Origin of the sequence: Massilia frigida (assembly GCF_011682175.1) — a bacterium.
GTDB classification, from domain to species: domain Bacteria; phylum Pseudomonadota; class Gammaproteobacteria; order Burkholderiales; family Burkholderiaceae_D; genus Telluria_A; species Telluria_A frigida.
The window spans coordinates 1-14,472 of the sequence record NZ_WHJG01000076.1 but is presented as its reverse complement, the minus strand read 5'-3'; the positions used below and the strand labels follow the sequence as shown (position 1 = coordinate 14,472).

Below are 14,472 nucleotides of genomic sequence, written 5' to 3'. Positions count from 1 at the left end.
CCTTGTCTTCATGGGACAAGCCGGTGAGATTGAGACGGGGAGGTTTTGGTGGCATGCCCAAATCATGCGCGATAACAGCACAGTTTACAACTGTTTATTGCGGCCTGTACTCCGGCTGAACAGTTACAAAAATACTATTCATGTAATAGCACACGAATCACCTTCCAACCAAGAAAGCAATTCCGGTCCCCATGCCGCTGGCCGGCTACGGCTCCTTCACCGCCGCCAGCGCCATGCGCTCAACCATCCCTGGCGCGATCAGTTTGAGGAAGCGTCCAAACTTGCCTTTAGCGGTCATCACCACTTCGCGCTGGCGCCGCTCCATCCCGTCGACGATCAGGCGAGCGCACTCCTCGACCGTCATCGCGCCCTCTTCCTTGAGCATGCTCTTGCCCAGCATGCCGCCGGCCGCGTTGTAGCCATGATGGCGGATCTGGGTCGACACCACGCCCGGATACGCAGTCGTCACACTCACCCCGGCGTCTTTCAATTCGGCGCGCAGGACTTCGAAGAAACCGGCCATGGCGAACTTGCTCGCCGCGTACGCGCTGCGTCCGGGCACCCCGACCAGCCCTGATAGCGACGACACCGCCACGATGCTGCCGCGCGCCGCCTTCAGGTGCGCCAGGGCCGCGTGCGTGCACCACACGCTGCCCCACAGGTTCACGCGCATCAGGTCCTCGTACCAGCCCAGGTCCTGCACATCCTCGAACAAGGCGTGCGCCGAGCGTCCCGCATTGTTGATCAAGGCATCGATGCGGCCGAAGCGCGCCACCGCCGCGTCGATGAGCGCGATGCACTCGGCCTGCACCGACACATCGGTCGGCACGCACAGCGTCTGCGCGCCGAGCGACTGGCACTGCCCGGCGACCGCATCGAGCATGGCGCCGTTGCGGGCCGCCAGCACCAGCGCCACCTTGGCACCTTCGCGCGCGGCCAGCTGGCGCGCCATTTCGGCCCCGATGCCGTCCGAACTACCGGTGATGACGATCACGCGCATGGCCGCTCCTTACTTCTGGGCTTTGACGATCTGCATGGCGCTGGCGATCAAGCCGCTCATCTCGCCCAGATTGGCCGGCACGATGATCGAATTGTTGGTCTTGGCCAGTTCCGAGAACGCATCCACGTACTGCTCCGCCACCTTGAGGTTGACCGCTTCCTGTCCGCCCGGCTCGCGAATGGCGGCGCCGATCTGGCGCAACGCTTCGGCGTTCGCTTCGGCCAGCGCCACGATGGCCTTGGCCTGGCCCTCGGCGCGGTTGATCGAGGCTTGCTTCTCGCCTTCGGAACGGGCAATCGCCGCTTCACGCTCGCCGGTGGCGATGTTGATCTGTTCCTGCTTGCGTCCTTCGGAAGCGGCGATCAGGGCGCGCTTTTCGCGCTCGGCGGTAATCTGGGCCTGCATCGAGTGCAGAATTTCCGCCGGCGGCGTCAAGTCCTTGATCTCGTAGCGCAAGACCTTCACGCCCCAGTTGGCGGCCGATTCGTCGATGGCGTTGACGATGGTGATGTTGATGTGATCGCGCTCCTCGAAGGTTTTATCGAGCTCCATCTTGCCGATCACCGAACGCAGCGTGGTTTGCGCCAGCTGGGTGATGGCCGCCAGGTAGTTCGACGAGCCGTACGAAGCGCGCATCGGATCGGTGATCTGGAAGTACAGGATGCCGTCCACCTGCAGCTGAGTGTTATCGCGCGTGATGCAGACCTGCGGCGGCACGTCGAGCGGGATTTCCTTGAGAACGTGCTTGTACGCGATGCGGTCGATGAACGGCACCACGATGTTCAGGCCCGGGGCCAGGGTCGCATGGTATTTGCCAAGGCGTTCGACCACCCAGGCATGCTGCTGCGGCACCACGTTGATGGTCTTGAAGACGAACACCAGCGCCACGATGAAGAGGACGATTGTCATCATTCCGAAAACTTCCATAGCTTACCTCTTTGAGTTTGTTATTTATTTGTTGGCGACGATCAGGCGGCTGCCCTGCACTTCGACGATCCGGAAACTGCCCGCTTCGGCCAGTGCGCCGGGGCCGAGTTCCACATCCCACGGCGCGCCGCGGTACATCACGCGCGCCTTGCCTTCGCTCCAGGTGTCGACGTTGACGCTCTGGCCGATATCCATGTTCACGTTCGGATCGCGCGCGGTATTCTGGCGGCCGGGCGCGCCGAAGCGGCTGCGGTGCAGCAGCCCGGTGGCGATCACGCCGACGACGGCGGCGGTAAGGATCTGGCCCGATGTGCCGTAGCCCATCAACGCCGCGATCGAGCCGCACGCCACCCCGATGGCGATCATCAGTATGTAAAACGTGCCCGTGAAAAGTTCAAAAATTACCAGTGCGCCAGCCAGCGCCAGCCACCACGTCCAGTCAGCCATGACACTCCTCCAGGTTATTAAAAGCAAAAACCCCCGTGGCCCGGGATGGACGACGAGGGTGAGAATTTGTTAGAAAGTTAGTATTTATAATGGTCTTGTTGGATTAACTTTAATGCGCTTAGTCTATCGACTTTTGGGGAAGAGTCAACTACTCAATGATGCTCATTCCTGCGGCGCCGCCTTATCCGGCGTAGTAGCCCGGCTGGTCCAGATCGGCGAGGAGACCGGGGCCTTGCGGAGTCCAGCCGAGCAGTTCACGCGTGCGCGTACCCGATACCGACATGTCCGCACCAGCCATATTGGCGAACCAGCCGAAGTGGTCGCGTTCCCGCGAGGCCACCGGCAGGCCAAGATGCTTGCCGATCATGCCTGCAAGCACCTCGAAAGGCACTTGCTCGTCCGCAACCGCGTGATACACCGATGCGGTCACACCCTGCTCCAGCGCAAGGCGGTAGACCCGCGCGGCATCGTGACGATACACACCGGACCAGCAGTTATCCCCTTTACCAAGGTAGGCCGATACGCCGGTCTGCCTTGCCAAGCGCACCAGGATCGGCACGAAGCCATAATCGCCAAGACCGTGCACCGACGGCGCCAGGCGAATCGTGGCCGCGCGCACGCCACGTTCGGCGACCGCACGCGCGGCGCTTTCCGATAGTCGCGGCGAGGCGGGATTGGGCAGGTCGGTCTCGATGGCGCCCCTGGCCATGCCATACAGCCCCGAAGTGACCAGCAAGGGACGGCTTGAACCTTCCAGGGCGCGCCCCATGGCCTCGATCACGCGCCGGTCCTGTTCGCAGTTGTCCAGGAATTTGGAAAAGTCGTGGTTGAACGCCGTGTGGATCACGGCATCGGCTGCGGCGGCGGCGGCTTGCAGGACGTCGAGCTCGTCGAGCGTGGCGTGCAGGACCGTGGCGCCCGCTGCCGCCAGGGCAATCGCCTTTTCGCCGGAGCGGCTCAGTCCCGTGACCCGGTGTCCCGCGCCGATCAGTTCTTGAACTACCGCCGAGCCGAGCCATCCAGTGGCGCCGGTGACAAATACATGCATGTGATTTCTCCTCAATTGAAATTGGTAACAACGTTGGAAGCCGGGTCAGCCCAGCCGCATCGACAGTTCGACGTCGCCGGCAAACGGCACCGACAGGTAGCCGCTGCCGGGCGAACGCACATAGGCCAGGTATTCCGGGCAATAGTCAGCGTTGTCGGCGACGATCAGCGCACCCGGCCGCAGGCGCGCCTCCACCAGGGAGAGGACCTCGGCGTACAGCGCCTTGGCGCCATCGAGCAGCACCAGGTCGACCGACTCGGGCAGGTCGAAGGCCAGGGTGCGCAGCGCATCGCCTTCCCTGATTTCCACCAGGTCGCTCAGTCCGCCTTCGATCAGATGGTCGCGCGCTTTCTCCGCCTTGGATGGCTCGAATTCGCTGGTGATCAGGCGCCCGCCACCGTTGTCGCGCAGCGCGGCAGCCAGGTGCAGGGTGGAAATACCAAACGAGGTGCCAAACTCGACGATGGAGCGGGCCTTCGTGCTGCGCGCAAGCAGGTACAACAGGGTCCCGGTATCGCGCGCGACAGGCAGCCAGAGATCCTTCATGCGGCTGTAGAACTCCTGGTAGTCGGTTTTGCTCAGCATGAATCGCTCGCGTTCCTCGCTGGACATGGCGGCGATGGCGGGGCTGGTGGCGGCAGCGGCTTGCCGGTACAGGCGGTCCAGCAAGGCCGGCAGCGGAGCGGTAGTCAGTGTGTTGGTCATGAAAATGTTCCATTTGAATGTGGGCGCATCCGGCGCCCGGTTAAAATGCGACTGATTCGTCGTGTTGTTATAATATGAGGAATTGATCGCATTTTCTATTCGCATTTTTTTCACGCTGCCAAGGTGCCATGAACAAACGTCAAATTCCGCAAATCTCCTCGCGCAAGGCGCCCAAGCAAGCCCGCTCGACCGAACTCGTCTCAGCCATCCTGGAAGCGGCTATTCAGGTTTTGGCCCAGGAAGGCGCCCAGCGCTTTACCACTGCGCGCGTAGCCGAGCGGGCCGGGGTCAGTATCGGATCGGTCTATCAATATTTCCCGAACAAGGCGGCGATCCTGTTCCGGCTGCAAAGCGACGAATGGCAGCAGACCACGGACATGCTGCGAAACATCCTGGAGCAGATGCAGATGCCGGCGCTCGACCGCCTGCGCGCACTGGTGCATGCCTTTATCCGGTCGGAGTGCGAGGAAGCCGGCATGCGCGTCGCGCTCAGCGACGCGGCACCGCTTTACCGGGATGCGCCCGAAGCGCAAGCAGCGAACGCTGCGGGAGACAGGATTTTCCAGGAGTTCATGCGCGAGGTGCTGCCGCAGGCTCCGGAGGCAAGCCGCGCATTGGCCTGCGACTTGATCACCGCCACGCTCAGTACCGTGGGGAAGGATTTTTCGGAAAGCCCCCGCACGCCGCCGGAAATCGCGGCGTACGCGGACGCCATGGCCGATATGTTCTGCGCCTACCTGGAACGGCTGGCTCGCCCCTGAGGGCGCGGCAGCCTCATTAAGGCCGCTGAAAAACAAAAACCGCCGTGTCCGCACATGGCGGAAACGACGGTTCGGGGGGCACGCCCGGCGCTGTCACGCCGGACGGTCATGCATTACAGTGCAGCCAGTTTTTGCCAGGTATCGATCACCGAGTCAGGATTCAAGGACATCGACTCGATGCCCTCGCCCATCAGCCACGCCGCGAAATCCGGATGGTCCGATGGTCCCTGACCGCAGATGCCGATGTACTTGCCCTGCTCGCGGCAAGCCTTGATCGCCATCGACAGCAGCGCCTTGACGGCCGGATCGCGCTCGTCGAAATCGGCTGCCAGCAGCGCCATGCCCGAATCGCGGTCCAGGCCCAGGGTCAGCTGGGTCAGGTCGTTCGAACCAATCGAGAAACCATCGAAGAACTGCAGGAACTCGTTGGCCAGGATCGCATTCGACGGCACTTCGCACATCATGATCAGGCGCAGGCCATTTTCGCCGCGCTTGAGGCCATTCTTGGCCAGCAGGTTGACGACTTTCTCAGCCTGGCCGAGCGTACGCACGAATGGCACCATGATCTCGACGTTGGTCAGGCCCATGTCATTGCGCACGCGCTTCATGGCGGCGCATTCCATCTCGAACGACTCGGCGAAGTCCGGCGACAGGTAACGCGCGGCGCCGCGGAAGCCCAGCATCGGGTTTTCTTCATCCGGCTCGTAGCGCGAACCGCCGATCAGCTTTTTGTACTCGTTCGACTTGAAGTCGGACAGGCGCACGATCACCGGCTTTGGCCAGAACGCCGCAGCGATGGTGGCGATGCCTTCGGCCAGCTTGTCGACGTAGAAGGCCTTCGGCGAGGCATGGCCGCGCGCGACCGATTCCACCGCTTTTTTCAGGTCCGCATCGATGTTCGGATACTCGAGAATCGCTTTCGGGTGCACACCAATATTGTTATTGATGATGAACTCAAGACGCGCCAGACCAACGCCGCCGTTCGGGATCGACTGGAAGTCGAAGGCCAGCTGCGGGTTCCCGACGTTCATCATGATCTTGGTGGCGATCGGGGGCAGTTCGCCGCGCGCCACTTCCGATACTTCCGTTTCCAGCAAGCCGTCGTAGATCATGCCCTCGTCGCCTTCGGCGCAGGACACGGTGACCAGCATGCCGTCCTTGAGCGTCTCGGTGGCGTCGCCGCAGCCAACAACGGCCGGCACACCCAGTTCGCGCGCGATGATCGCGGCGTGGCAGGTACGGCCACCACGGTTGGTGACAATCGCGGAGGCGCGCTTCATGACCGGTTCCCAGTTAGGGTCGGTCATGTCGGCCACCAGCACGTCGCCCGGCTGCACGCGTTCCATTTCGGACGGATCGTGAATCACGCGCACGCGGCCCGCGCCGATCTTCTGGCCGATCGCGCGGCCTTGCGCCAGCACCGTGCCGCTGCCTTTGAGCTTGAAGCGCTGCTGCGCGTCGGTCGGTTTTTGCTGCGACTTGACGGTCTCGGGACGCGCCTGCAGGATGTACAGCTTGCCGTCGCGGCCATCCTTGCCCCACTCGATGTCCATCGGACGGCCGTAGTGGTTTTCGATGATGACGGCGTACTTGGCCAGTTCCACCACTTCGGCGTCGTTGAGCGAATAGCGGTTGCGCATTTCGATCGGCACGTCGACGGTCTTGACCGAACGGCCGGCCTTGGCCTCGTTGGTGAATTCCATCTTCAGCAGCTTGGAACCGATATTGCGGCGGATGACAGGCGATTTGCCCTGTTCCAGCATCGGTTTATGCACATAGAATTCGTCGGGATTGACCGCGCCCTGTACCACCGTCTCGCCCAGGCCATAGCTGGAGGTGACGAACACCACGTCCTTGAAGCCGGATTCGGTATCGATGGTGAACATCACGCCGGCGGCGCCCAGGTCCGAGCGCACCATGCGCTGCACGCCGGCCGACAGAGCCACTTCGGCGTGGGTAAAGCCCTTGTGCACGCGGTACGAAATGGCGCGGTCGTTGTACAGCGACGCGAACACGTGCTTCATGGCTTCGAGCACGTTGTCGATGCCGACCACGTTCAGGAAGCTCTCCTGCTGGCCCGCGAAGGACGCATCCGGCAAGTCTTCCGCGGTGGCGGAGGAACGCACGGCGAACGACATTTCGACTTCGGAATCGGCCACCAGGCGTGCATAGAAGGTGCGGATTTCTTCTTCCAGGCGGGCCTGGAATGGCGTTTCGACGATCCATTTGCGGATTTCGGCACCAGCCACGGCGAGCGAGCGTACGTCGTCGATGTTCAGGCCCTCAAGGCGGGTCGCAATGCGGTCGCCCAGCGACGGGCCGCCGTCGATGCCATGCGCGAGGAAATCGCGGAAAGCGTCGGCCGTGGTGGCAAAGCCGCCAGGCACGCGTACACCGGCGCCAGCCAACTGGCTGATCATTTCGCCCAAGGAGGCATTTTTTCCGCCGACGGATTCCACATCCGTCATGCGCAATGTCTCGAACGATGCGACGTACACACCGGTGCGATCCGGTTCCTTCAATGCTGCGGTAGACAAGCTGGTCATAACAAACACCCTTACTGATAGTAGAAATCTGTACGCAGAGCGGGACTGACTATGTTTTCTTGTTATTCTTTGGGTCGTGCCGCACAATTGATGCGTTGCAGAGCATTTTACAGCCTGCGCCGCGAATTTACAGCGCACAACTTGAAACAATGGCAGCACAGGAAGCCGACACGACAAATATGACCACAGAACCACGCCCACCCCTGCCCACCTCGGCCCGTACGGTCTTTTTCGTTTCCGACGGCACAGGTATTACCGCAGAGACATTCGGCCATGCCGTCCTCACCCAGTTCGAGATGCGTTTCCGCCAGGTACGCCTGCCCTTCATCGACACCCTCGACAAGGCCTACGACGCGGCGCGCAAGATCAACGAAGCGCTCACCACCGACGGCCAGCGTCCGATCGTGTTTTCGACCCTGGTCAAGCCCGACCTGTCGAACGTGATCCGCCAGTCGCGCGGCATGCACATGGACTTGATCCAGACTTTTGTTGCTCCACTGGAACAGGAACTGGGCGTCAAGTCGACCCATACGATCGGCCGCTCGCACAATATTGTCGACAGCCAAGAGTACAAGAACCGCATCGAAGCGATTAATTTCTCGCTGGCGCATGACGATGGCCAGTCGCATAAAAACCTGGCCTCGGCCGATGTGATCCTGGTGGGCGTGTCGCGCTCGGGCAAGACCCCGACCAGCCTGTATCTGGCGATGCAGTACGGCATCAAAGCCGCCAACTATCCACTCATTCCCGACGATTTCGAGCGTGGCAAGTTGCCATCGTCCCTGCCGCCATTCCGCGACAAGATTTTTGGCCTCTCCATCACCCCGGAACGCCTGTCGGAAATCCGCCATGAGCGGCGCGCCGGCAGCAAGTACGCCTCCATCGAAAATTGCCGCTACGAAGTCAACGAGGCCGAGCTGATGATGAAGCGCGAAGGCATCCGCTGGCTGTCGTCGACCACCAAGTCCATCGAAGAAATTGCTACCACCATCTTGCAGGAAATCAAACCGGATCGGCGCGAGTATTAATTCATGAGTGAAGCTGAGAACAAGAAGACCGACCTGCTGGCCAAGAACCCTGACGGGGCAGCAAGCGGCGCGGCGCCGGAAAAACTCTCGGAGTTCCTTGACGGCAATCTCAGCGCGCACGACAAGCTGGAACGCGCGCGCATGGAGCTGCTCGACCTGTCGGCGCGCAACCGGCTGCTGAACATTCCGCGCTCGGCCAAGGCGACCCGCATCATCGACGTGACCGACGAGCGCTCCAGCGATATTTTCCGCATGCTGGTGACGGAAAACCGCTCGCTCACCTTCCTGCCCGGACGCAGCGCGGCCTACCCGGGCGGCGCGGCCGAGTTGGACCAGGATGCCGACGTGCTCGACGAACTGGCCCAGCCCGACGACGCCGTCGACGAGCGCGGCGTCATGCTGCGCCATAACGACACCAAGCTGCAAACGAAGCTCACCTCGAAAGGCCTGCAAAAGCGCCTGCTCGACCTGTGCAACGACGCCCGCACCCTGGAAGAAGAACAGGGCGTCAACATCCTGTTCCTCACGCTCGGCACCCTGAAATGGATCGACCCGGCCAACGCCAGGAATATCCGCTATGCGCCGCTGATCTTGATACCGGTCAGTCTCCAGCGCGGCAATGCGGCCGAACAGTTCAAGCTGCGCTGGCGCCAGGAAGAACTGTCGGCGAATCTCTCGCTCGAAGCCTTCCTGAGCCGCGTGCACGGCATCACCCTGCCGCCGTTCGAGGCCGGCGACGACTTCGATCCGGCCGCCTACATCGCCGAGGTCACGCGTGCCGTCGCGTCCAAGCAAGACTGGCGTGTCCTCGCCGACGACGTCGTGCTGGGCTTTTTCTCGTTCGCCAAATTCCTGATGTACCGCGATCTCGATCCGGCCGTGTGGCCGGTGCAGGAAGGCTTGCTCGGCCAGCCGCTGATGCGCGGCCTGCTGTCGGACGGCTTTACCAGCAACGCCTTGACGATCCCGGACGGCACGCCGATCGATTCGGTGATCCCGCCATCGGACCTGCTGCATATCGTCGACTGCGACAGTTCGCAGGCGCTGGCCGTGCACGACGTGCGCAGCGGGCGCAATCTGGTGATCCAGGGCCCGCCCGGCACCGGCAAGTCGCAAACCATCGCCAACATCATCGCCTCGGCCGTCGCCGACGGCAAGAGCGTGCTGTTCGTGGCCGAAAAAATGGCCGCGCTGGACGTCGTCAAGCGCCGGCTGGATCACGCCGGTGTAGGCGACGCCTGCCTTGAACTGCACAGCAACAAGGCCAACAAACGCGTGCTGCTGGAAGAGCTGCGCCGCACCGCCGACCTGGGCGCGCCGCGCGGCGAACTGCCCGCCACGCTCAACGCGCGCCTGCAACTGGCGCGCGACACCCTCAACGGCCATGCGGACCGCATGCACGCGCCGCACCCGGTGGCGCGCCTGACGCCCTACCAGGTGATCGGCCACATCACCGAATTGCAGCGCCAGCGCGTCGCGCCGCTGCAAGATGCGTTCGACCAGCCCGACACCTGGACACCGGACGATCGCGCGCAGCGCTACCAGCTGGCGAGCGAACTGGCGCAGCGCCTCGCCGACATGGGACTGCCGGCCCAGCACCCATGGCGTGGCGTACGCATGACGAATATCTCGCCGACCGAAATGGAGCGCCTCGGCCAGCGCATCACGCATTCGAGCACCGGCTTGTCGGAACTGGCGGCCAGCCAGACCGGCCTTGCCGCCTCGCTCGACATGGGTCCGCCGGACAGCTGCGACGATTTTGCCCGCATCGCCGCCATGGCCGAACGCGTGGCCAGCGCGCCGCGCCTGTCGCGCCAGGCCCTGTCGTCGCCGGTGTGGCGCACGCAGCGCGAAGAATTGGCCAATCTGGTGGAACAGGGTGCGCAGTACGCCCAGCTGCTCGCTTTTTTGGACGGCAAAGTCTCGCCCGCCGCCTGGACCATGGACCTGAAACCGGCGCGCATGGCGCTGCGTCCCCTGCCGGCCGGGATGAGCGACGAAGCGTTCGGCCGCATCGCGCGCCTGGCGGCCCAGCTGCCCGCGCTGCTGCAAGATACCGAGCGCCTGCGCCAGCACCTTGGCGCATCGGCCCGCACCGGCACCCTGGCCGACATCGGCAAGGCCCTTATTCTCGGCCAGCGCATCGCCTGCGCGCCGGATGTCAGCGCCGAGGTGCTGGCCGCCAGCGTCTGGGACCACGGCATCGAGCAGGCTGCCGACCTGGCCGAGGCGGTGGCGTCGCTCCAGGAAGCGCGTGGCTACCTGCAAAACAAGGTCCTCGACTTCGCCTGGGAAACCGACCTGGCCGGCGTGCGCCAGGTGCTGGCCATTCACGGCAATAGCATGCTGCGCTTCCTGCGCGACGACTGGCGCCGCGCCAATGGGCTGGTCAAATCGGTGCTGCGCATACCTGACATCGAGCTGGCCAGCCAGATCGACATCCTGGACCGCCTGACCGCCGGCCAGCAGACCATGCGCTTCCTGCGCGAGAACGACCAGCTCGGGCGCGCCGCATTCGGCGCCGACTGGCGCGCCGAGCGCTCGTCGCCGGTGCCGCTGCGCGCTCTGGTTGCATGGATGCGCACCCTGCGCGGCATGGGCCCGGAACCGCGCCTGATCGCCGCCAGCGTGAGCGACCGCCCTGCCCTGGCCGTGCGCGTGGACCACGTCCAGCGCTCGCTCGACAACACACTGACCTTGCTGCGCGACTGCTGGAACGACTGCGGCGCGGCGATCCGCGACATGTTCCCCGACATCCTGACGGTCGAACACGCGGACCTGTCGGCGGTGGGCACCTTTGTCGCCGCCATCGATGGCGCCCTGGGCACGGTGCGCAGCGCGCTGGCGTTCCGGCCGGCGCGCCTGTCGGACCTGCTGCCGGTGCTGGACGCCTTGACCAGCGCGCAGCGCCTGGCGGCCAGCATCGACGGCGCGCGGGTACTGGGCGAACAAGCCTTTGGCGCGCACTGGCAAGGCGCGGCCTCGGACTGGCCGTTCCTGGTCGGCGCGGCGCAGTGGATCGCCGCCAATCTGGCCCTGCCGGCGATGGTGGCACGCCACGACGAGCGCGATCTGCCGTTGCGGCGCGCCCACGTGCTGGAACAGACCTATATCGCCTGGAAAAACGAGCTGGCAGGCTTGTTCGAGACGCTGTGCACCGACGCCCATGCGCTGTTCGGCGCCGACAGCATCGCGCAGGTACCGATTGCCGACATCCTGGTGCACTTCGGCCAATGGATCACGCACGCCGAACAGTTGTCGCGCTGGGTCACCTGGCGTGAGCGCAGCGGCAAGGCGCGCCTGATGGGCATGGCCCGCTTCGTCGACGAAATGGAGAGCGGCCGCCTCGCGGCCAGCGCCGCGCCGGCCTGCTTCAACATGAGCTATTTCGAGGCACTGTATGCGGCCCAGGTGCGCGCCGAACCGGCCCTGGCCACATTCGACGGCCAGGTGCACGACAGCGAAGTGCGCCAGTTCGTGGAACTGGACCTGCAGCGCATCGCGGCCGCCAGCATCGAAGTGGCGCGCGCGCACTTCAAGCGCATTCCGCAAGGCGGCGGCGCCATCGGCCCGCTGGGCGTGCTGCGCGGCGAAATGGCGCGCCGGCGCGGCCACATGCCGATTCGCCAGCTGATGCTCAAGGCAGCGCCGGCGATCCAGGCGCTCAAGCCGGTGCTGATGATGAGCCCCTTGTCGGTGGCGCAGTTCCTGCCGCCCGGCCAGCTCACGTTCGACCTGCTGGTGATGGACGAGGCCAGCCAGATCCAGCCGGTCGACGCCCTCGGCGCGATTGCGCGCTGCCGCCAGGTGGTGGTGGTGGGCGACGAACGCCAGCTGCCGCCAACCCGCTTCTTCGCCAAGATGACCAGCGACGCCGGCGACGAGCTTGATACCGACGGCGGCGAAGCGCAGGTGGCCGACATCGAAAGCATTTTGGGCCTGTTCACCGCGCGCGGCCTGCCGCAGCGCATGCTGCGCTGGCACTACCGCAGCCGCCACCAGTCGCTGATCGCGGTGTCGAACAGCCAGTTCTACGAGAACAAGCTGTTCATCGTGCCGAGTCCGTATACGCAGGAAGCGGGCATGGGACTGCGCTTCACGCACGTGGCGGATGGCGTTTTCGACTCGGGCAATACGGGCACCAATGTACCGGAAGCGAAGGCGGTGGCCGAGGCCATCATGCGCCACGCGCTGCAAACGCCGCAACATTCGCTGGGCGTGGCCACCTTCTCGGTAGTGCAGCGCAAGGCCATCGAAGACCAGCTGGAGCTGCTGCGGCGCGCCAATCAGCAGGCCGAAGGCTTTTTCCAGTCGCATCCGAGCGAGCCGTTTTTTGTGAAGAACCTGGAAAACGTGCAGGGTGACGAGCGCGATGTGATCCTCATTTCGGTCGGGTACGGGCGCAACGCCAGCGGCCAGGTGAACATGCGTTTCGGGCCGTTGAGCGCGGAAGGCGGCGAGCGCCGCTTGAATGTGCTGATCAGCCGCGCCAAGCGCCGCTGCGAAGTGTTTTCATCGATTACCGACGAAGATATCGACCTCGAACGCGGCAAGGGCAAGGGTGTGCAGGCATTCAAGCTGTTCCTGCGCTATGCGCGCACCGGCCAGCTTGGTGTGGCCTTCCGGAGCGGGCGCGATTACGACAGCATGTTCGAGGTCGACGTGGCGGCCGCCATCAAGGAACGCGGCTTCGAGGTCCATCCGCAGGTCGGCATCGCCGGCTTCTTCATCGATTTGGCCATTCCCGACCCGGACCGTCCGGGGCGCTACCTGCTCGGCATCGAGTGCGACGGCGCGGCGTATCACTCGTCGAGTTCCGCGCGCGACCGCGACCGGCTGCGCCAGGCGGTGCTGGAAGATCACGGCTGGATCATCCACCGCATCTGGAGCACTGACTGGTTCCAGCGTCCGCAGGAGCAGCTTGCGCGCGTGATCGCCGCCATCCATGAGGCGCGCAAGACGCTCGACGCGCGCGCCGAGGAGAGTAAGAAGCTGCACCAGGCGCCGGCGCCGCAGAGTGTCCGCATCGAGCGCGAGATCGTGACCGAAGTGGCGATCGTTCCGGTGGAAGAAGCGCCGCAGCGGCGCAACCGCTATGTGGAAGCGTCGATGGTGCGCCCGGAAGGCGACTACGAACTGCATGAAGCGCCGCTGGAGGTGCTGGTCGACCTGGTCGAGCAGATCGTCTACATCGAGGGCCCGGTCCATCTCGACGAAATCGTGGTCCGGCTGCGCAAGGCCTGGGGCTTGCAGCGGGTCGGCTCGCGCATGGAAGCGGCGACCGAGAAAGCGGTCGACGCGGCGGTCGCCAGCGGCCTGGTGGCGCGCCTGAACGGCTTTGTGTGGAAGCCGGGCAGCCCGGTCACGGTACGCGACCGCACGTTTGTGGAGTCGGAAGGCCTGCGCCGCGCGAACATGCTGCCGCCCAAGGAGATCGAGGTGGCCATCATCGAGGTGGTGGAACGCCACTTCGGCGCCAGCCAGGAAGAGATCGTGCAGGCGGTGCTGAAGATGTTCGGTTTCAAACCGATCCAGGGACCGTTGCGGGAAGCGGTGCAGATGCGCCTGAACCTGATGGTGCGTGAAATGGTGCTGGTGGCGAGCGGGCCGGTGTTGGTGTTGGCCAATCATGCGGGCTAGTTGCCATCATGAGGCTGGAACACCCCTTCGTTCGGCGGCGCGGCCACAGTTGTTGGCTGCGGCCGCCGGTGCTCCTTACTGCAGCTATGTGCGGCGCGTGAGCGTAGGCTGACCTGCCCGTGGCGATATTGAAGTATCACCAGGCGGATTGACATTCGCCACACTCACCGTTGATGTCGTTCTGAGCTCGTATGGGACACGTATGTCCCTGCTCCGGAAGTCCTTTGTATTGCGCGTGATAATGGAGCCTCTTGCAAAACTAGCGGAACGGATGAAAATTGCTTGGCAGCGCAAGCGAAAAGGTGGGGGTGGGCGCCCATTTCTGGCATGATTTAGTTTCTAACGCTTAATCAAAACGCCCACACCATGA

At 63.8% G+C, this 14,472-nt stretch carries 9 protein-coding genes; 3 read left to right on the top strand and 6 right to left on the bottom strand.

Annotation, left to right across the window (positions count from 1 at the left end; translation table 11 throughout):
* Positions 1–205: 205 nt before the first annotated feature.
* The 5 genes from F2P44_RS33425 to F2P44_RS33405 form a co-directional block, all read right to left on the bottom strand.
* On the bottom strand, positions 206–1,000 hold the full coding sequence (locus F2P44_RS33425) for an SDR family oxidoreductase (protein WP_167094275.1): 795 nt from the start codon (positions 998–1,000) through the stop codon (positions 206–208).
* A 9-nt stretch (positions 1,001–1,009) separates the two neighbouring features.
* Positions 1,010–1,912 (bottom strand): SPFH domain-containing protein, encoded by a 903-nt coding sequence (locus tag F2P44_RS33420; protein ID WP_370662786.1) that lies wholly within the window; start codon positions 1,910–1,912, stop codon positions 1,010–1,012.
* Positions 1,913–1,951: 39 nt separating this feature from the next.
* Positions 1,952–2,374, bottom strand: a complete 423-nt coding sequence (locus tag F2P44_RS33415; RefSeq protein ID WP_167094271.1) for an NfeD family protein — start codon at positions 2,372–2,374, stop codon at positions 1,952–1,954.
* Between the two features lie 181 nt (positions 2,375–2,555).
* On the bottom strand, positions 2,556–3,422 hold the full coding sequence (locus tag F2P44_RS33410; protein WP_167094269.1) for an SDR family oxidoreductase: 867 nt from the start codon (positions 3,420–3,422) through the stop codon (positions 2,556–2,558).
* Positions 3,423–3,467: 45 nt separating this feature from the next.
* A complete protein-coding gene (locus F2P44_RS33405) occupies positions 3,468–4,127 on the bottom strand; it encodes an O-methyltransferase (RefSeq protein ID WP_167094267.1) in 660 nt (219 codons plus the stop codon).
* Positions 4,128–4,255: 128 nt separating this feature from the next.
* Between F2P44_RS33405 and F2P44_RS33400 the strand changes: the two genes are divergently transcribed.
* Positions 4,256–4,888, top strand: a complete 633-nt coding sequence (locus F2P44_RS33400) for a TetR/AcrR family transcriptional regulator (protein ID WP_167094265.1) — start codon at positions 4,256–4,258, stop codon at positions 4,886–4,888.
* Between the two features lie 113 nt (positions 4,889–5,001).
* On the opposite strand, the gene ppsA is transcribed toward F2P44_RS33400, so the two are convergent.
* On the bottom strand, positions 5,002–7,434 hold the full coding sequence (gene ppsA, locus F2P44_RS33395) for a phosphoenolpyruvate synthase (RefSeq protein WP_167094263.1): 2,433 nt from the start codon (positions 7,432–7,434) through the stop codon (positions 5,002–5,004).
* A 179-nt stretch (positions 7,435–7,613) separates the two neighbouring features.
* On the opposite strand from ppsA, the gene ppsR reads away from it, so the two are divergent.
* Together ppsR and F2P44_RS33385 are read left to right on the top strand one after the other, a co-directional pair.
* On the top strand, positions 7,614–8,462 hold the full coding sequence (ppsR, locus tag F2P44_RS33390; RefSeq protein ID WP_099878219.1) for a posphoenolpyruvate synthetase regulatory kinase/phosphorylase PpsR: 849 nt from the start codon (positions 7,614–7,616) through the stop codon (positions 8,460–8,462).
* 3 nt (positions 8,463–8,465) lie between these two features.
* Positions 8,466–14,102 carry a DUF3320 domain-containing protein gene (locus F2P44_RS33385; protein ID WP_167094261.1) on the top strand — a complete coding sequence of 1,879 codons (5,637 nt, stop codon included), beginning with the start codon at positions 8,466–8,468 and terminating at the stop codon, positions 14,100–14,102.
* The last annotated feature ends 370 nt before the right edge of the window (positions 14,103–14,472 follow it).

Excerpts from the sequence above, each read along its gene's own strand:
- F2P44_RS33425 (WP_167094275.1), bottom strand. The coding sequence starts at position 1,000 with ATGCGCGTGATCGTCATCACCGGTAGTTCGGACGGCATCGGGGCCGAA.
- F2P44_RS33420 (WP_370662786.1), bottom strand. The coding sequence starts at position 1,912 with ATGATGACAATCGTCCTCTTCATCGTGGCGCTGGTGTTCGTCTTCAAG.
- F2P44_RS33415 (WP_167094271.1), bottom strand. The coding sequence starts at position 2,374 with ATGGCTGACTGGACGTGGTGGCTGGCGCTGGCTGGCGCACTGGTAATT.
- F2P44_RS33410 (WP_167094269.1), bottom strand. The coding sequence starts at position 3,422 with ATGCATGTATTTGTCACCGGCGCCACTGGATGGCTCGGCTCGGCGGTA.
- F2P44_RS33405 (WP_167094267.1), bottom strand. The coding sequence starts at position 4,127 with ATGACCAACACACTGACTACCGCTCCGCTGCCGGCCTTGCTGGACCGC.
- F2P44_RS33400 (WP_167094265.1), top strand. The coding sequence starts at position 4,256 with ATGAACAAACGTCAAATTCCGCAAATCTCCTCGCGCAAGGCGCCCAAG.
- ppsA (WP_167094263.1), bottom strand. The coding sequence starts at position 7,434 with ATGACCAGCTTGTCTACCGCAGCATTGAAGGAACCGGATCGCACCGGT.
- ppsR (WP_099878219.1), top strand. The coding sequence starts at position 7,614 with ATGACCACAGAACCACGCCCACCCCTGCCCACCTCGGCCCGTACGGTC.
- F2P44_RS33385 (WP_167094261.1), top strand. The coding sequence starts at position 8,466 with ATGAGTGAAGCTGAGAACAAGAAGACCGACCTGCTGGCCAAGAACCCT.